The 16,822-nt window shown below is 60.8% G+C and carries 15 protein-coding genes; all 15 read right to left on the reverse strand.

Annotated elements, in window-relative coordinates:
* Positions 1 to 83: 83 nt before the first annotated feature.
* A complete protein-coding gene (locus tag NIT7645_RS04515; RefSeq protein WP_008559456.1) occupies positions 84 to 1,304 on the reverse strand; it encodes a DegT/DnrJ/EryC1/StrS family aminotransferase in 1,221 nt (406 codons plus the stop codon).
* Positions 1,305 to 1,422: 118 nt separating this feature from the next.
* Positions 1,423 to 2,733 (reverse strand): NAD(P)/FAD-dependent oxidoreductase, encoded by a 1,311-nt coding sequence (locus NIT7645_RS04520; RefSeq protein WP_008560862.1) that lies wholly within the window; start codon positions 2,731 to 2,733, stop codon positions 1,423 to 1,425.
* 113 nt (positions 2,734 to 2,846) lie between these two features.
* Positions 2,847 to 4,205 carry a glutamine synthetase family protein gene (locus NIT7645_RS04525; protein WP_008563094.1) on the reverse strand — a complete coding sequence of 453 codons (1,359 nt, stop codon included), beginning with the start codon at positions 4,203 to 4,205 and terminating at the stop codon, positions 2,847 to 2,849.
* The gene (locus tag NIT7645_RS04530; protein ID WP_008562330.1) at positions 4,205 to 4,885 is read right to left on the reverse strand and encodes a type 1 glutamine amidotransferase; all 681 of its coding nucleotides are present in this window, start codon (positions 4,883 to 4,885) and stop codon (positions 4,205 to 4,207) included. Before NIT7645_RS04530 ends, NIT7645_RS04525 begins: the two co-directional genes overlap by 1 nt.
* A gap of 134 nt (positions 4,886 to 5,019) precedes the next feature.
* Positions 5,020 to 6,339: a glutamine synthetase family protein gene (locus NIT7645_RS04535; protein WP_008560326.1), complete on the reverse strand. Its 1,320-nt coding sequence runs from the start codon at positions 6,337 to 6,339 to the stop codon at positions 5,020 to 5,022.
* Positions 6,340 to 6,549: 210 nt separating this feature from the next.
* Positions 6,550 to 7,356 carry an ABC transporter permease gene (locus NIT7645_RS04540; RefSeq protein ID WP_008560387.1) on the reverse strand — a complete coding sequence of 269 codons (807 nt, stop codon included), beginning with the start codon at positions 7,354 to 7,356 and terminating at the stop codon, positions 6,550 to 6,552.
* A complete protein-coding gene (locus NIT7645_RS04545) occupies positions 7,353 to 8,234 on the reverse strand; it encodes an ABC transporter permease (RefSeq protein ID WP_074964220.1) in 882 nt (293 codons plus the stop codon). Before NIT7645_RS04545 ends, NIT7645_RS04540 begins: the two co-directional genes overlap by 4 nt.
* A gap of 111 nt (positions 8,235 to 8,345) precedes the next feature.
* Complete coding sequence (locus tag NIT7645_RS04550) at positions 8,346 to 9,053, reverse strand: transporter substrate-binding domain-containing protein (RefSeq protein WP_008558796.1); 708 nt, start codon at positions 9,051 to 9,053, stop codon at positions 8,346 to 8,348.
* Positions 9,054 to 9,089: 36 nt separating this feature from the next.
* Entirely contained in the window at positions 9,090 to 9,869 is a 780-nt protein-coding gene (locus tag NIT7645_RS04555) for an ABC transporter ATP-binding protein (RefSeq protein ID WP_008559477.1), read from the reverse strand.
* Between the two features lie 249 nt (positions 9,870 to 10,118).
* Complete coding sequence (locus NIT7645_RS04560) at positions 10,119 to 10,898, reverse strand: phosphate/phosphite/phosphonate ABC transporter substrate-binding protein (protein ID WP_008562020.1); 780 nt, start codon at positions 10,896 to 10,898, stop codon at positions 10,119 to 10,121.
* Entirely contained in the window at positions 10,895 to 11,335 is a 441-nt protein-coding gene (locus tag NIT7645_RS04565) for a tellurite resistance TerB family protein (RefSeq protein WP_008560818.1), read from the reverse strand. The genes NIT7645_RS04560 and NIT7645_RS04565 overlap by 4 nt, the downstream gene beginning before the upstream one ends.
* The gene (locus NIT7645_RS04570; RefSeq protein WP_008560629.1) at positions 11,332 to 11,844 is read right to left on the reverse strand and encodes a tellurite resistance TerB family protein; all 513 of its coding nucleotides are present in this window, start codon (positions 11,842 to 11,844) and stop codon (positions 11,332 to 11,334) included. Before NIT7645_RS04570 ends, NIT7645_RS04565 begins: the two co-directional genes overlap by 4 nt.
* Positions 11,845 to 11,886: 42 nt before the next feature.
* Positions 11,887 to 12,180 carry a DUF1330 domain-containing protein gene (locus NIT7645_RS04575; protein ID WP_050673644.1) on the reverse strand — a complete coding sequence of 98 codons (294 nt, stop codon included), beginning with the start codon at positions 12,178 to 12,180 and terminating at the stop codon, positions 11,887 to 11,889.
* 306 nt (positions 12,181 to 12,486) lie between these two features.
* Positions 12,487 to 12,918, reverse strand: a complete 432-nt coding sequence (locus NIT7645_RS04580; protein ID WP_008562008.1) for a YHS domain-containing (seleno)protein — start codon at positions 12,916 to 12,918, stop codon at positions 12,487 to 12,489.
* A gap of 312 nt (positions 12,919 to 13,230) precedes the next feature.
* The gene (locus NIT7645_RS04585; protein WP_008561524.1) at positions 13,231 to 16,344 is read right to left on the reverse strand and encodes a valine--tRNA ligase; all 3,114 of its coding nucleotides are present in this window, start codon (positions 16,342 to 16,344) and stop codon (positions 13,231 to 13,233) included.
* Between the last annotated feature and the right edge of the window lie 478 nt (positions 16,345 to 16,822).

Below are 16,822 nucleotides of genomic sequence, written 5' to 3' on the forward strand. Positions count from 1 at the left end.
GCCGGGGGGCGGATATGAAAATGGCGCCCCTCTGCCGAGGCGCGCCATGGGTTTTCAGCGTCTGGCTGACTGGATGGCTGCGATCAGGCGGCTGCGGCGCCCATCGTCTCTTCCATCGCAGACAGGAGAACGCCTGCGATCACGTCAAGCTCGTCCTTGCTGAGCCGCACAGGCAGGCGCACATCGCAGGCCTGCATCAGCATGGCACGGGTCTGCGGCAGTTCGGGCACGTCTTTCATGAACTGCCAGTTCCAGAAGGCGCGGGCGTTGTCCTCGGACAGGCCAAAGATCTGCACCTTCACGCCCTTGGTCTCTGATGTGGCGGCAAAGCGGGCGATGTCCTCGCTGCTCATGCCGACCAGATTAAACTGGATCGAATCCGGCGCGCGTTGTTCCGGCGCCAAGGGGGCAGGGACGGTGATATAGGGCGATTGGTTCAGCTGGTCGGCGACATAGTCGTGGTTTTCCAGCCCGTCCCGGACGCGGCGGGCAAGTTCCGGCAACTGCGGGCGGATCACCGCCGCGGATAGGTTGCTCATCCGCAGGTTATAGAGCGGCAGCTGGTTCTGCCATTTGGCAAAGGCCTGGGCCAAATCGTCGGTATTGTCCCCCGGCGCGGGTTTGTGTTTTTTCCAGTTGTGTTCGTAGGCGCCCGACATGATGACGGCACGGGCCACCAGATCGGCATCATCGGTGACCAGAATGCCACCTTCGCCTGCGTTGATCATCTTGTAGGACTGGAAGGAAAAGCAGCCGATGGCGCCAAGCGTGCCGATGTTGCGGCCATGCCAGGTGGTGCCAAGCGAATGGGCGGCGTCTTCGATGACCGGAATGTTGCGGGCCTGGCACAGCGCCATGATGGCATCCATATCAGAGGTGTGGCCGCGCATATGGCTGATGATGACCGCTTGCACATCATCCAGCTTGGCCTCGAAATCGGCCATGTCGATGCGGTAGTTGTCCTTGACCTCGCACAGGACGGGCACGCAGTCGGCATGCACGACAGAAGAGGGCACGGCGGCAAAGGTAAAGCCCGGTATCAGCACACGGGCGTCGCGCGGCAGGTCCAGCGCCTTCAGGGACAGAAACAGCGCCGCAGAGCAGGACGACACGGCCAGCGCATATTTGCTGCCCAGAAGCTGGGCGAATTCCGATTCCAGCAGGGCCACCGGAGCATCCTGCGGGGCGGTGTAGCGAAACAGATCTCCCGATTGCATCAGTGCCTCGATGGCTGCGCGCGCGGCCTCGGGGATGGGCTCTGCCTCATGGACATTCGGAACGGTTTGCACGGAAGACTGGCTCATATTTCAAAATCCTGAAGTTGTCCTTTGGGAAATGTAAAATAAGCGGCAGGAGAATGCAAAGCCAACCAGCCAGAAATGGCCACCCCGGCGTGGATTTTCACAGAACTGTTGCGGGGAATTAGATCCCCAGCCGATCCCTCAGCGAAAACCACGTCATCGCCAGCACAAGGAGCGGGTTGCGCATGGCCGGGCCTCCGGGAAAGGCGGGGGCAGGTACGCGCGACATGGTGTCAAAGCCATCGCTTTCGCCCTGCAACGCCAACGCCATCAGCTGACCGGCGTGGGTTGCGGTGCCAACGCCGTGGCCCGAATAGCCAGAGGCGCTGAGGATATTGGGGGCAAGACGGGCCAGATAGGGCATTCGTTTCATGGTGATGGCAAGCGTCCCGCCCCAGGCGTAGTCGATTTTCACATCCTTCAGATGCGGAAAAATCTGGCTCATGGGTTTGCGCACGGTGGCGGCGATATCAGAGGGGAAGCGATAGCCATAGCTCTCTCCGCCGCCAAACAGCAGGCGGCCATCGTGGCTGAGACGGAAATAGTTCACCACAAATTTGCTATCGGCCACCGCAACGTCGCGGTTCAGAACGCGCGCCGTGTCTTCACCCAGCGGTTCGGTCGCGGCAATGAAGTTGTTGATCGGCATGACTTTGGCGGCCACCTGACGGTTCAGCCCGCCCATATAGCCATTGCAGGCAAGGATCAGCTGGTCAGCCCACACATGCCCCTGTTCGGTTCTGACGAGGACGGGGCTGCCGTCTTCGATTGCGGTCACTTCGCTGGTTTCGCAGATCCGGACACCAGCTGCCGCTGCCGCGCGCGCAAGGCTGAGCGCATAGTTCAACGGGTGGAGATGAGCCGCGCCATGGTCGAGAAAGCCGCCTTTGTAATCCGGCGAGGGACACAGCGCAAAACACGCCTCCTCATCCAGCTGCTCGATCTGGTCATAGCCATAGCGATCCTCAAGAAAGTGGCCGTAGTCATGCAGGTCGCGGGCTTCTGATGGGGACGAGCCGGTCCAGGCCACGCCCGGTTTCAGATGGCAGTCGGTGCCGTGGCGGGCAATCAGCGATTTGACCAGATCCTTGGCCTCTTCCCCCAGTTGCCAGAGCTTTGCAGCGTCCTCGCGCCCCATCAGCCCCTCAAGACCTTCCTGATCCATGCGTTGCCCGCTGCCCAACTGGCCGCCATTGCGTCCAGAGGCGCCAAAGCCCACGCGGTTGGCTTCCAGCAGGATCACCGAGCGGCCCGCCTCTGCCAGATGCAGCGCGGCAGACAGGCCCGTGTAGCCGCCGCCGATGATGCAGACATCGGCCTTTGCCTCGCCCTGCAATGGCGCAAACGGGGCAAGCGGCGTGGCGGTGGCAGCATACCAGCTGGCGGGATACTGCCCCTTGCGGTCGTTGGAGTAGAGAAGGTTCAGCGCCATTGCACACCTCAATTCCGGGCATGCCGTCCGCGGGGGACGGATATGCCTGTCATCTTTCCAGAAATACTCAAATCTGCGAGCGTCGCCCCGCAGGGCAACGCTGGACCGGGGTCTCAGACGTTCAGCAAGAGATGTTCCCGCTCCCAGGGAGAGATCACCTGCAGGAACTCTTCGTATTCTGCCCGTTTCACACAGCTGTAGACACGGGCGAATTCCGGGCCGAGCACCTCGTGCAGGGCTGTTGCCTCTTCAAACAGGTCTAGCGCCTGACCCATCACCTGCGGGATGTCGCCTTCTCCCTCATAGGCGTCCCCCTTGAATTGGCGGGTGGGGCGTTCTTCCTGGATGAGGCCGAGATAGCCACAGGCAAGGGAGACCGCGATGCCGAGATATGGGTTGCAGTCCATGCCGGCGATCCGGTTTTCCACCCGCCGTGCTTCGGGCCCGGACAGCGGGACGCGAATGCCGGTGGTGCGGTTGTCACGTGCCCATTCCAGATTGATCGGGGCGGCGTGATCCTTCACGTAGCGGCGGTAGGAGTTCACATAGGGGGCCATCACCGCCAGACCCGCGGGCAGATGGTTCTGCAGGCCGGCGATAAAGTGGTAGAAGGCATCCGTCTCGCCACCTTGCGGGCCGGAGAAGATGTTCTCTCCGGTTTCGGTATCCAGAATAGAGTGGTGGATATGCATGGCAGAGCCGGGTTCATCGGCGATCGGTTTGGCCATGAAGGTGGCAAAACAATCGTGGCGCAGCGCGGCTTCGCGGATCAGGCGTTTGAAATAGAACACTTCGTCTGCCAGTTTCACGGGGTTGCCGTGACGCAGGTTGATTTCCAGCTGGCCTGCGCCGCCTTCCTGGGTGATGCCGTCGATCTCAAATCCCTGCGCTTCGGCAAAGTCGTAGATATCGTCAATCACCGGGCCGAATTCATCAACGGCGGTCATCGAATAGGCCTGACGGGCGGCAGCCGGTCGGCCGGACCGGCCCATCATCGGCTCAATATCGCGGGCAGGGTCGATATTGCGCGCAACGAGAAAGAACTCCATCTCGGGCGCCACGACCGGTTTCCAGCCCTTCGCCTCATAAAGGCCGACCACGCGTTTCAATACATTGCGCGGGCTAAAGGGGACGGGGTTGTCGTCGCGGTCATAGGCGTCATGGATCACCTGCAGCGTCCAGTCACCGGTCCAGGGTGCGGCGGTCGCGGTGGACATGTCGGGCTTGAGCGTCATGTCCTTTTCGATCCAGCCGTCTTCATCAGCCGCATCGGCCCAGTCGCCGGTGATCGTCTGATAGAAAATGCTGTCGGGCAGATGAAAGTAGTCTTGCTTGGCAAATTTCGACGCGGGCACGGCCTTGCCTCGGGCAATGCCCGGCAGGTCCGAGATAACGCATTCAACCTCGTCGAGACGACGGCCCTCCAGATAGGATTGTGCTGCTTCAGGAAGGGTGTCGAGCCAGGCTGACATCAGGTCCTCTCTTTCACGAAAAATGCATTGAGGAAGGTTGCGATTTCATCCGATTGGATGGGGTGGTGAAGCTGGTCCTTGGCGGCGTCCAGCAATGCGTCGGGAACGACGCCACGCCCGCGGCTGTCGATCAGTCCGTCGACAAAGCTGCTGGCGAATTCGGGGTGGGGTTGGGCGGTCCAGATGTGATCGCCATAGGCCAGGATGCCGTGCTTGCAGTGATCGTTTCCGGCCAGCACGCGCGCACCCTCTGGCAGTGCGGTGACTTGATCCTGATGCCAGGCATTCAGGCGCAGGGGCTTGCCGTCCTGTTCATAGGTCACGGGGCCGACGGCCCAGCCGCCAGCGAATTTCTCGACCTTGCCCCCCAGCGCCTGCGCAATGATCTGATGGCCGAAACAGATGCCGACAAGCGGCTGCTTGCGGGCGTGGATCTGGCGGATCAGATCCTCGAGCGGCGGGATCCAGTCGTGGTCTTCGTAGGCGCCATGTTTGGAGCCGGTGATGAGCCACCCATCCGCCGCCTCGGGGCCAGAGGGAAACTGGTTGTCCACGACGGCGAAGGTTTCAAACTCAAACCCGCCATCGGCCAGGAGGGTCCGGAACATCTCGTCATAATTGCCTGCGCTGTCGATCAGGTTTTCGGGCGCGTGGCCGGTTTGCAGAATGCCGATTTTCATGGTTCACCAGATTTGATCAAATTTAGCCTAGCTGAGCCTCCCCGGACAGGCAAGCACCCGTTGGAAGGTCGTGGCGCATCCCGGCCCCCGGCGCAAAGACGTTCACAGGGGGCGACGGGTTGGCCGACAGGGCTTCATACGGCTTCCAGCCACGAGAGCCAATGTGTCTCGGCCGGGCGCTCTGCAAATCCGGCGATTTCCTGACGTTTCATCATCACGAGGTTGCGGATGACGCGGTCTGGCAGGATGCGAGCGATCATCGGGTCCGTGTCGAACAGATCGACGGCGGCCTGCCAGCTGGGGGCGAGCTGGGGCAAGCCCTGGATGTCGTAGATGTTGCCTTCGGATGGCGCGGGTGGCTGGGCGTTGTCTTCGATGCCGACAAGCGCGGCACCAAGGACGACAGCAAGCATCAGGTAGGGGTTGATGTCACCACCTGCGACGCGGTGTTCGATCCGCCGGGCCTTGGGGCTGCCGCCGGGAATGCGGATGGCTGCGGTGCGGTTTTCATAAGCCCAGGCCGCGCTGACCGGAGCGTGGGCACCGGGCACAAGGCGGTCATAGGAATTGCCGTGGGGGGCAAGGATCAGCGTGCTGGCGGGCATCGCATTGAGGCAGCCGGCCACTGCATTCAGCAACAGATCAGAGCCCCGTTCGGTGCCGTCATCAAAGATGTTGTTGCCATCCTTGTCGACCACCGAAAAATGCACATGCATCCCGTTGCCCGCCTCTTCGGCGTAGGGTTTTGCCATGAAGGTCGCTGCAAAGCCGTGTTTGCGGGCAAGGCCGCGCACCAGAGCCTTGAACAACCAGGCATCATCCGCAGCGCGCAGGGCGTTCTGGTGATTGAGGTTGATCTCGAACTGGCCAAGCCCGGCCTCGGAAATTGCGGACTGGGCGGGGATGCCCATCGCGTCGGCGCCTGCATAGAGGTCGGTGAAGAAGGCATCAAAGGCATCAAGTTCAGCCACCGAGAGCACCGACTGCTGGTCCAGCTCGCGCCCTGTCAGCGGATCGATGGGCGGAGCAGGCTGTGCACCGCTGTCATCAATCAGGCTGAACTCCATCTCGGTCGCGGCCATGACCTGCCAGCCGCGCGCCTCATAGCGGGCGAGCACATGGGACAGAACGTGGCGTGGATCGCCCATGAAGGGACGGCCATCTTCCCAGTACATCGACATCGGCACCAGCGCAGAAGGACTGGTGAGCCAGGGCATCGGCACCGGACCCCGGTCTGTCGGCAGCATGATTCCGTCGGCGTCTCCGGTTTCAAAGACCAGCGGGTTGTCTTCCACATCGCGGCCCCAGAGATCCACGTTCAGGGTCGAGATCGGCATGCGGGCTGATCCATCGTCCAGCTTGTCTGCCAGCCCAACGGGCATACGCTTGCCACGCATCTGGCCATTGAGATCGCAGGCGGCAATGCGGATTGTGCGCAGTTTCGACAGATCCATCGGAGGGCTCCCTTATTGGTTGCCTCTGTTCTACTGCAGGATTTGCAAGACGCAAAGGAAATTTGATCAAAAGTGGATCTGATCGCTTGGTGTATCCGCATCAGGCCGAGAGGATTGCCTTGTTTTGCAGCGGTTTCAGGGATCTGGGCGCAAAGAAAAAGGCGCCGCGGGGGCGCCTTTTGTGATCAGGTTTTGATCAAGTGTGCGATCTTAGCGGATAAGGTTCATCCGCAACCGCATCTTGGCCTTTTTCTCCTGCGGCAGATGCGCATTCAGGCGGCGGTTGATGATGCCAAACAGCCCGATGATGCAAAGCGTCAGCAGAATGAAATAGAACGCGAGGATCGGGTAGGGCACGAAGGGGTTGAACGTCTTGTCCGCAAAATAGTTCGCGTAGTAGAGCGCATCGCCCTGCTGGCGCCAAGCCGGGAAGCCGGAGAAGAACACCAGCGTCGTGGCATGGAACAGAAAGATCGCCTCGTTCGTGTAGGACGGCCAGGCCAGTCGCATCATCGTCGGCCACATGATTCGACGAAACCGCGTCCAGCCGGACAGACCATAGGCATCCGCTGCTTCGATATCGCCCTTGGGGATGGAGCGCAGCGCGCCATAGAAGATCTCTGCCGAGTAGGCGGCTGTGTTCAGGATCAGAACAATCAGGGCGCCAAGCCAGGCCGCAGAGAACGGATCAAAGACAGACGACACCGATTTCAGCTGCAGGAACAGGAAGTAGGCAAAGAAGAACTGGATGAACAGCGGCGAGCCACGGAACAGGAAAATGAACCATTCGGCGGATTTGCGGATCGGTTTGTTGGCAGAATTCTTTGCCAGCGCAATGCCGTTTGCCATCACGAAACCGGCCATGACGGCCAATGCACCAAAGTAGATGTTCCAGATCATGCCGGAACCGATCAGGACAAACTGGTCGCAGAGCGTGAAATCGGTGCGCGGCAGCATCCGTTCGCCATAGCCAAGCGAGCGCAGGCCGTAATCCTGCAGGGTCTGAAGACAGCTCATGCCGCTTTCCTTTGTGCTTCGCCAGCAAGGGTTGCCTGACCGTGGGAAAGGCGCCGGCTGATCCGCTCAAGCACCACTTCGGAGACCTTGGTGAACAACAGATAGAACACCAGCAGCCCAAAGAAGTACCACATCCGCCAGTCGCCATGCGGGTAGTCGGTGAATCGTGCCGTCTTGGAGCCGCCCAGCTCGCGGGCCCAATAGACGATATCTTCTACCCCGAGGAGGAACAGCAGCGGCGTTGCCTTGATTAGCACCATCCACAGGTTCGACAGGCCGGGCAGCGCATAGGTCCACATCTGCGGCACCAGAATGCGCCAGAACGCCTGGCGGTGGGTCATGCCGTAGGCCTCGGCCGTTTCGATCTGGGCGCGTGGTACTGCGCGCATGGCACCGAACAGGACGTTGGCGGCAAAGGCGCCGAACACGATGGCAAAGGTGATCACCGCGAGCGAGAAGCCGTAGACTTCGTGGATCCATTGATCGGAGCTGCTCAGCGGCATCTTAGCGATATCGCAGACGACAAAATCATTGCCCTGCCGCACAGGTGCGTCCCAGTCTGGGCATTTCACCTTGTGGCGCAGGAATTCGATGCCCTGATCCAAGGCGATCACGAAGAACAGGAAGAAGGCGATATCCGGCACGCCACGCACAACGGCGATATAGGCGCGGCCGATCCACGAGAGCGGCGCAAAGCGGGCGCGGGCGGCCATGGCGCCGCCAAAGCCGAACAGCAACGCCGCCGGGGCGGTGATGGCCAGCAGCAACAGAACCGTTCCAAAGGACATGTAGAAAGCAAAGTGCTTTCCGGTGGTCAGGTAACAGCTCAGCCACTGGATGCCCTCCAGAATGGCCGGGTCAGAGCAAAAGGAGAAAATGGCGGACCTCTTTCAGATTGGGACCGGGAGAGGGGCGCAACAGCGAAACCGGTCAAGGGTGAAGGGGGGCACGCAGCCCCCCTTCGATAGTTTGCAGGGTCTGGCCGTGGCTCAGAACTTGCCTTCGATTTCCCACTTGTCCAGCAGCGCGTTCAGCGAACCGTCTGCTTTCATGGTGTCGATCGCTGCGTCGAACTTGGCGCGCAGTTCGTCGTCGGACTGGCGGAACGCCATGCCGATGCCGTCGCCCAGGAACACGTCTTCTGCGATGAACTGCAGTTCGGTTTCTTCAACGATCGGGGTCAGGAAGTCCTTGTCGGCCATCACGGCGTCGACTTCGCCCGCGGTCACGGCTGCGATGGTTTCATCCGGAGTCGGGAATTCAACCAGGGTCGCACCGGTGGAGGCCACGTGGGAGGACTGGATGGTGGAGGCCTGAGCGGACACCACAGCGGAGTTCACGTCAACATCGGACAGAGCCGCGTAGGCGGAGGGCGACGGACGGGTGTAGCCCTGGGTGAAGCTGACGACTTCCTTGCGCTCTTCGGTGATCGACATGCCTGCGATGATGGTGTCGTAGTTGCCGGACAGCAGGTTGGGGATGATGGAATCCCAGTCGTTGGTGACCCATTCACAGTCCAGCTCGGCGCGCTTGCACAGCTCGTCGCCCAGCTCGCGCTCAAAACCGTCCACTTCGCCTGCATCGTTGAGGAAGTTGTACGGAGGGTAGGCGCCTTCGGTGCCGAGACGGACGGTGTCTGCCATTGCAACGCCGGCGGTCAGAGCCAGGGCAGCGGTGCCGAGGAAAAGAGATTTCATGTGATAACTCCCGTTTAGGTTGGTTTTTGGTTTTGGTTATTTGCCATGATGCGTCGAGGCAAGGAAGCCGCGAAGACGTTCGGATTGTGTGTTTCCGAACACCTCTTCTGGCGGGCCTTGTTCCTCGATCAGACCTTTGTGCAGGAAAACGATATGGCTGGACACATCTGCGGCCATGTTCATGTCGTGGGTCACGATGATCATGGTGCGCCCTTCGGCAGCCAGATCCTTGATGACGCGGACCACTTCCTGCTCCAGCTCAGGGTCGAGCGCGGATGTCGGTTCGTCAAACAGCAGTGCCTCGGGCTCCATGCAGAGCGCCCGTGCGATGGCCGCGCGCTGTTGCTGACCGCCAGAGAGCTGCGCGGGATAAGCATCGCATTTGTCACCGATGCCAACCTTGTCGAGATATTTGCGCGCAGAGGCTTCCACCTCGTCGCGGTCGCGGCCCAACACGGTCAGCGGGGCCTCCATCACGTTTTCGAGGATGGTCATATGGGCCCAGAGATTGAACTGCTGGAACACCATCGACAGGTTGGTGCGGATGCGCAGCACCTGTTTGGGGTCAGAGGGGCGTCGGTTCAGGCCGCTGCCGACCCAGCTGATCGGTTCGCCCTTGAACAGGATGTCGCCCTGCTGGCTGTCTTCGAGCAGGTTGCAGCACCGCAGGAGCGTCGACTTGCCTGAGCCGGAAGAGCCGATCAGAGACACCACATCGCCGCGACGGGCGGTGATGTCGACGCCCTTGATGACTTCCAGCTCGCCATAAGACTTGTGCAGGCCGCGGATTTCCAGAACTGGGCTCGTGTCGGTCAAGGTGTCTCTCGTACAATTGTCGTTGAATTGGTCCTTATTGGACCGAAAAAAAGAATGGATGCAACGTGCAAACCGATTGGTGCGGGACGTAATTCGGCATTTTGACAGGTGAACTGGTCGAATTGTTCGGATTTTGATGCCTTGCTCGTCACTCCGCAAAGGGGCAGAGGCAGGGGGTATGGCCCTGCGCGTCAGCAGTGCGGGGGAAAACGGCAAGCGGGGTTCGCGCAGCAGTGGCGCGATTTCGCGTTACCGGGCGGCGGACTGGCGGATGGTCTGTTCTGTCAGCACGGGACCAAGAGGGGTGGAAACCGCCAGATACTCTGCTGCGGGAATGTCGCAGACGCCGCGCAGATGCAGCGTTTTGCGATGGTCATCCGCGAGCTGGTCGACGGCGCGGTAGAGCGCTGCGCGCAGCGGGGCGGGGTCGCGGTGGCGCGCTGTAATCAGCGGCAGGCCCGGGGTTGCCCTGGTTCGGTCGATCACAACCAGATCCCCGGCAAAGTCGTCATATTCCCGCATCAGCGCCCAGCTCATGGCATCGAGCGCGGCAAAATCGGCGCGCCCCTCTGCCACGGAACGGGCAGAGGCGACATGGGCCCCCGTCGCGATCAGCTCTCCCGGCAGGATACCAAGGTCGCGCATATGGTGCATGGGCGCGGCCCAACCTGACTGTGACAGCGCCTCGTTATAGGCAAATCGCGCACCGGCCAGCTGTGACAGGGATGGGGTGCCCTTGTCGCGATGGGTGACGATGACGCTGTTGTAATGCCCGGGCGGTGCTTCGGCTATGCCGTGATCCAGGGTCGCAACCAGGGTCACCTGATCGTACAGGCGAGTGCGAAACGGCATGCCGCAGGTCTGGCCAAGCAGCAGATGGGGGGAGGTCCAGACCTCCCACAGATCCTTGCCCCGTGTCAGCGTCTCAGGCGCCTCGCTGTCGTTCAGCTCTGCCCGGATGGCCTGCCACAATGCATCAAGCGCCGCGGTGGTTTCGGGGCGCTCGTACATCGTGAGGCTTGCGATCATAGGGCTTTCTCGGCGCGCTGGCGGGCGCGGGCGCTGTCAACGTCGCTGACGCCCAGCAGGTTGGTCGACAGTCGCAGCAGCGCGTCTTCGGCGGCGTCGCGCTCACCATCGGCCAGAACCACCTGCCAGAGCGCCTCAACAACGCCCATGCGGTTTTCGTAAGGAACGGCATCCTTGATCGCGCGGGTAAAGCGGACCGTGTCGGGGGCCTCTGCCTCCAGTGCTTCGGCCTGTTCACGCAACAGGATGGCCCCGCCCACATCCAGACCGTAGCGGGTGCGCAGAATGCGGTCGATGCGGTCTCGTTCCACATCAGAGTAATTGTGATCAGAGCGGCCTACCCGGACCAACAGCGCGCTGAGCGCGAGGCGGGCATCCTGATCGTCCAGCGGAGCAGGGGCCGGGGCCAGCAACTTGCCCAGGAGTTCCTTGATCATGATTGCGGCTCCTGTGGGGTGGTGTCGTCCGTGGCGATGGCTGAGGCAGCGGCGGTGTCCGGCACGGCCAGCAGCTTGTCTTGTGCGCGTTTTCGGGCTTTGTCGCTGTCGTTGCGCGACAGCCCCATGGCCTTGCGGGCATCTTCGACGATGCGGATTTCGCCGGGGTGTTCGCGTTCGTCTGCCAGAACCACCTCCCACAGGGCATCCAGCGCGGCCAGACGTTCCTCCAGCCCAGTGGTCTCGCGGATCAGCTTGCCAAAGGTGTCGGTTTCGGGCGCGGCGGCGTGCAGTTTCTCACAGGCCGCGCGGACCTTGGCGGCCTCGATGGCGTTATGCTGGTACAGTCGGGCCAGAATGCGGTCGATCAGGCTGATCTCTTCCAGCTGATAATCGCGATCCGACTGTGCGACACGCACCAACAGCGCACCAAGCGCCAGTTCCGCATCAGGATCGGGCGTCGCCGGGGTTTGCGGTGGTCGAAAGACCTGAAAGAGTTTCTTCAGCATGGCAACAGTCTATCCCTGAACAGCCCCTATACCAAGTGGCCCTTAGCCACCGTAGCCTTCGACGATTTCCATATCCCCCGTCGATACAGGATCTCGGAGTGCCTTGGCCTGCTGATAGGACACCGAGTCGTAACAGGCTTTGGCGGTGGCGAAATCCTTGAACTCGATGACGACGGTGCGGGCGCGGGTCTGACCTTCGCGCACCTCCTTGGGGCCGCCGCGGACCAGAAAGCGGGCGCCGAACTCTGCAAAAGGGGCTGCATTGGCGGCGATGTAGTCCTTGTAGCGCTCCATATCGTCCACATCGACATGAGCGACCCAGTAACCTTTGGGCATGGTGGTTCCCCTTGCGCGTCTGAAAGGCGTGATTTGCGACAGGCTGATACAGAATGCGATCAAAGGCAATGACTGCATTTCGGGGATTTTCCCCTTATGCCGCAGATTTCATGGAGAAATTGCCGCATCTTGGCGGATTTGTGCAGGCTGCGCACAAAGCTGCCGGTCAGGGCTGATGCCCAACCCACCCCCTGGGGAGCAGGCCTGTGGGGTAGCGGTATCAATGAAGGGGGAGGGGTTATCCGTCCCCCGTCAAGAAAAGCAGCGACCGTTGAAGGCCGCTGGGGTCTTTGAGGTGATGGGCGATCAGAAGGGTTCGATGCGGACCCAGTTGGCCTCGCCATCGGCGATGTGTTTGGCAACATCTGCACGCCATTTGTCCCGCGCGCCTTCATGCACGAAGGTATAGAGCTTGCCGTCGACCATTTCGGTGACGTTCGGATCGCCCGGACGCTTGTAGCCCTGCGACGCGGCCCATGCGCAATAGGCGTCGAATTGGGGTGCGTAGGCCGCTGGATCCGCCTTGAAGGTGTCGCGATTTTCCTCGGAGCTGAAGGTCCAGAGGGCGCCATCCCACAGGTGGAAGAATTTTGCCTTGCCATGTTCCGGCGCGCCCTGGGAATAGGTCACGGGATCATAACCGCCAAATGCTGTTCCAAGGGTGTTTCCGGCAAATGCGGGCGCGCTGAATGCTGTTACTGCGGCGGCGGTCATCGCGGCAAAATAGGTCTTCTTCATTGGGGTGGATCCTCCATCAGTTTCCCGACCTGCCAGGGTTGTTCCGGCAGGAATGACCTCAAGTTAGCGAAGGTTCGCACAGACTGAAGTAACGTTATCTCACCGTAATTTCAGGAGATTTTCCTAGGCGCAAAGACCGCCTGCGTTTCGCCTGTGTACAAGCAGGATTGGCACCACGGCGCCGTGATGTGGGGGATTTCAGGGATGGGAAATCAGGTGCCGGATGTCGCGGGATTGGGCCAATTGGCTGCGAAGCATCCGAAAGTGGTGACAGGGCCGGATCATCGCCGGCCCTGTCAAATCACGCATGTGTCAGCCGATTTCGGCAAGGCGGGCCAGCGCCTCTTTGATCTTGGCTTCTTCTTCCTCGCGCAGGGCAAGGTTTTCACGGGCTTCCGCCACGACCTCTTCGGGGGCGGAGGCCGCGAATTTCGGGTTGTTCAGCCGCCCGCGCAGGCCACCCAGCTCCTTGGCGAGCTTGCCGAGGGTTTTCTCAAGCCGTGCCTTTTCCGCTTCGACGTCGATCACGTCCGCCAGCGGCAGGCCGAAGGAGGCACCGGGGGCCGCAACGCTTGCGCAGCCTTTGGGGAAGCTCTCGACCTGCTCCAGCGTGGTGATCCGCGCAAGTTTCTGGATCATCGCCTCGTTCTTTTCCCAGGCGGTGCGCGCCTGATCTGAGAATTCGGTCACCACCATCGGGATCTTGGCACCGGCCGGCACATGCATCTGTGCGCGGGTGGAGCGGATGTTCTCGATCGCGGTGATCACCCAGTTCATTTCGGCGTCGGCATCGGCGTTGACCAGTTCGGTGCCGTAGGTCGGCCACTCGGCATGGGCCAGCATGGTGTCGCGCTTGGCGGTATTGCCCCACAGCTCTTCGGTGATGAACGGCATGATCGGATGCAGAAGGATCATGCACTGATCCAGCACCCAACCCAGCGTCTGGCGGGTCTCGGCGATCACTGCCTCATCATCAGAGTTGAACAGCGGTTTGCTGAGTTCGATATACCAGTCGCAGACCTTGCCCCAGACAAAGGCATAGAGACCGAGGGCCGCATCGTTGAAGCGGTAGGCGTCCAGGGCGGCGTCCACTTCGACCCGGACCTTGGCGGTTTCGCCGATGATCCACTGGTTCACGGCAGCCTTGGCATCGGGGATGTCATAGGCCGGGGTGTCGGCGTCATAGACGTTGTTGAAATGGGCAAAGTTCACCGCATTCCACAGTTTGGTGCCAAAGTTGCGGTAGCCTGCGATCCGCTGCATGTCGAGCTTCAGCACGCCACCAAGGCTGGCCATCGCCGCATTGGTAAAGCGCAGCGCGTCGGCGCCGTATTCATCGATGATATCCAGCGGATCGACGACGTTGCCGGTGGATTTCGACATCTTCTTGCCCTTGGCGTCGCGGACGAGGCCATGCAGGTAAACCGTGTCAAACGGGATGCGCTGTTCAACCGGCAGATCCTGATCCAGAACCGCCAGCTGCATCATCATCATCCGGGCAACCCAGAAGAACAGAATGTCCTGACCGGTGACGAGGGTCGAGGTCGGGAAGTATTTCTGCATCTCGGCGGTGTCTTCCGGCCAGCCGAGGGTGCCGATGGGCCAGAGGCCGGAGGAGAACCAGGTGTCCAGCACGTCGGGGTCGCGGGTTATTGTAATTTCACAGATCTTCCCTGTTCCGTCAAAGCTGACGGAAGTTCCAGATGAAGCTGGATTGCGTCCTTTCTCGGTCTGCATTGCGGAGATGGCATCTTCAGCGACGTCCTGAACGTGTACGCTGATTTCGTATCCAAGTACTTGGTCGTAGTACTCTTTTGCTTTTTGTTGTGCTTCTTCGGCGCTAGATGCACAGAACTGTAGCTCGTTCGGATGTCGGGCACGACCGTCTTCGATGGTTGGCCCGAACCACACCGGGATCTGATGGCCCCACCACAGCTGGCGCGAGATGCACCAGGGCTCGATGTTTTCCAGCCAGTGGTAATAGGTCTTCTCGCCGCTTTCCGGCAGGATCTTGACGGTGCCGTCTTTCACGGCGTCCAGCGCCGGGCCAACGATTTTGGCGGCGTCCACGAACCACTGGTCGGTCAGCATCGGCTCGATCACCACTTTGGAGCGGTCGCCAAAGGGCTGCATGATCGGCTTGTTTTCGACGTAGGGCACGGTCTCGGTGACCTCGCTCTCGTTGCCGTCTTCATCCTTTACCTTGGTGGTAACGGTGGTCATCACGGCAAGACCTTCGGCGGTGATCTGATCGACCACCAATTTGCGCGCCTCAAACCGGTCCAGGCCGCGCAGATCGTCGGGCACCAGGTTGATGGCGTCGGTCTCTGCCTCGGTCAGGGTTTTCTCGCCTTTGGCGACGGCCATCGCAATGGTCGCGGCCTCATCATAAGACGCACCATCTGCGCGCATCGCGCCTTTGGTGTCCATCAGGCGGTACATCGGAATGCCACCGCGTTTGGCGACCTGATAGTCGTTGAAATCATGCGCGCCGGTGATCTTCACGGCACCTGAACCAAAGTCCTTGTCCGGGTATTCATCGGTGATGATCGGGATCAGGCGGCGGTGTTCCTTGGGGCCGACCGGGATTTCGACCAGCTTGCCCACGATGGGGGCATAACGCTCGTCCGATGGGTGCACAGCCACCGCGCCGTCGCCCAGCATGGTTTCGGGGCGGGTGGTGGCGATGGAGATATAGTCGCGCTCTTCCTCAAGCGTGACGTTGCCGTCCTCGTCCTTCTCCACATAGGTGTAGGTCGCCCCGCCTGCGAGCGGGTATTTGAAGTGCCACATGTGGCCTGCGACCTCGATATTCTCTACCTCAAGGTCGGAGATCGCGGTTTCAAAATGCGGATCCCAGTTCACCAGCCGCTTGCCGCGGTAGATCAGACCCTTGTTGTACATCTCAACAAAGACCTTGATGACGGCGTCGTGGAAATTGGGCGAGTTCTCGTGCCCGGTGCGGGTGTCGCCCTGGGCGCCTGCCATGGTGAAGGCGGTACGCTCAAAATCACAGGAGGCGCCGAGACGCTTCAGCTGTTCGATGATGGTGCCGCCGGATTTCTCTTTCCATTCCCAGATCTTCTGAAGGAACTCGGGGCGGGAGAAATCGGTGCGTTTCTTGCCGTCCTTGGCCAGTTCACGCTCTACCACCATTTGGGTTGCGATGCCTGCGTGGTCGGTGCCGGGCTGCCAGAGCGTGTCATAGCCCTGCATCCGCTTCCAGCGGATCAGGATGTCCTGCAGCGTGTTGTTGAAGGCATGACCCATGTGCAGGACGCCGGTAACGTTCGGCGGGGGGATCATGATGCTGTAGGTGTCGCTGCGCTTGGCGTTTGCGCCCGCGCGGAAGCAACCGGCCTCTTCCCAGGCCTTGGAGAGCCGGGTTTCGGCTTCGGCTGCGTTAAATGTCTTGTCCATCGCCATCGGATTGTCCTGCCTGCGTATCATCTGATCGGCCTTTCCCATACCGAAAGGGGAGGGAAAGGGAAAGGCTCCTTAACGGATCTGCGCTGTGATCCGGACCGCGCAAGGCGAGCAGTGGGCGCGCGCAGAACCACGGGGCAATGCTGACAGATTGAAAAAAATCAAAAACGAATGGAACGAACGCGCTGCTAACCGCGTTTTAAGCATAAGTTGCCACGGTGGGTGACAGGTGGGGACTGCGCATATGGTAGTGAGTGATGCCGCGCAGCACCTTGCCGGGGGGTGTTCCAAGACCCCTTAACTGTTTGCCACTTTGGGATCGCACTGCTGCGGTGTGGCACTGAAGTGTTTGTCCGGCCTTCTCCCTCGGGCCGGTGTGCCGATGGCTTTGGTTTCAAGTCGCCCGGCTGCCCTTGATGCGGATACCGCAGGGTGGGCCGGGCGCACGATTTTCCCGACATGACAGTGCAGGTGCTCT

Source organism: Phaeobacter italicus (assembly GCF_001258055.1).
Lineage (GTDB): Bacteria > Pseudomonadota > Alphaproteobacteria > Rhodobacterales > Rhodobacteraceae > Phaeobacter > Phaeobacter italicus.

Coding starts and splice junctions, on each gene's coding strand:
- NIT7645_RS04515 (WP_008559456.1), bottom strand. CDS start 1,304: ATGAGCCAGTCTTCCGTGCAAACCGTTCCGAATGTCCATGAGGCAGAG.
- NIT7645_RS04520 (WP_008560862.1), bottom strand. CDS start 2,733: ATGGCGCTGAACCTTCTCTACTCCAACGACCGCAAGGGGCAGTATCCC.
- NIT7645_RS04525 (WP_008563094.1), bottom strand. CDS start 4,205: ATGTCAGCCTGGCTCGACACCCTTCCTGAAGCAGCACAATCCTATCTG.
- NIT7645_RS04530 (WP_008562330.1), bottom strand. CDS start 4,885: ATGAAAATCGGCATTCTGCAAACCGGCCACGCGCCCGAAAACCTGATC.
- NIT7645_RS04535 (WP_008560326.1), bottom strand. CDS start 6,339: ATGGATCTGTCGAAACTGCGCACAATCCGCATTGCCGCCTGCGATCTC.
- NIT7645_RS04540 (WP_008560387.1), bottom strand. CDS start 7,356: ATGAGCTGTCTTCAGACCCTGCAGGATTACGGCCTGCGCTCGCTTGGC.
- NIT7645_RS04550 (WP_008558796.1), bottom strand. CDS start 9,053: ATGAAATCTCTTTTCCTCGGCACCGCTGCCCTGGCTCTGACCGCCGGC.
- NIT7645_RS04560 (WP_008562020.1), bottom strand. CDS start 10,898: ATGATCGCAAGCCTCACGATGTACGAGCGCCCCGAAACCACCGCGGCG.
- NIT7645_RS04565 (WP_008560818.1), bottom strand. CDS start 11,335: ATGATCAAGGAACTCCTGGGCAAGTTGCTGGCCCCGGCCCCTGCTCCG.
- NIT7645_RS04570 (WP_008560629.1), bottom strand. CDS start 11,844: ATGCTGAAGAAACTCTTTCAGGTCTTTCGACCACCGCAAACCCCGGCG.
- NIT7645_RS04575 (WP_050673644.1), bottom strand. CDS start 12,180: ATGCCCAAAGGTTACTGGGTCGCTCATGTCGATGTGGACGATATGGAG.
- NIT7645_RS04580 (WP_008562008.1), bottom strand. CDS start 12,918: ATGAAGAAGACCTATTTTGCCGCGATGACCGCCGCCGCAGTAACAGCA.
- NIT7645_RS04585 (WP_008561524.1), bottom strand. CDS start 16,344: ATGGCGATGGACAAGACATTTAACGCAGCCGAAGCCGAAACCCGGCTC.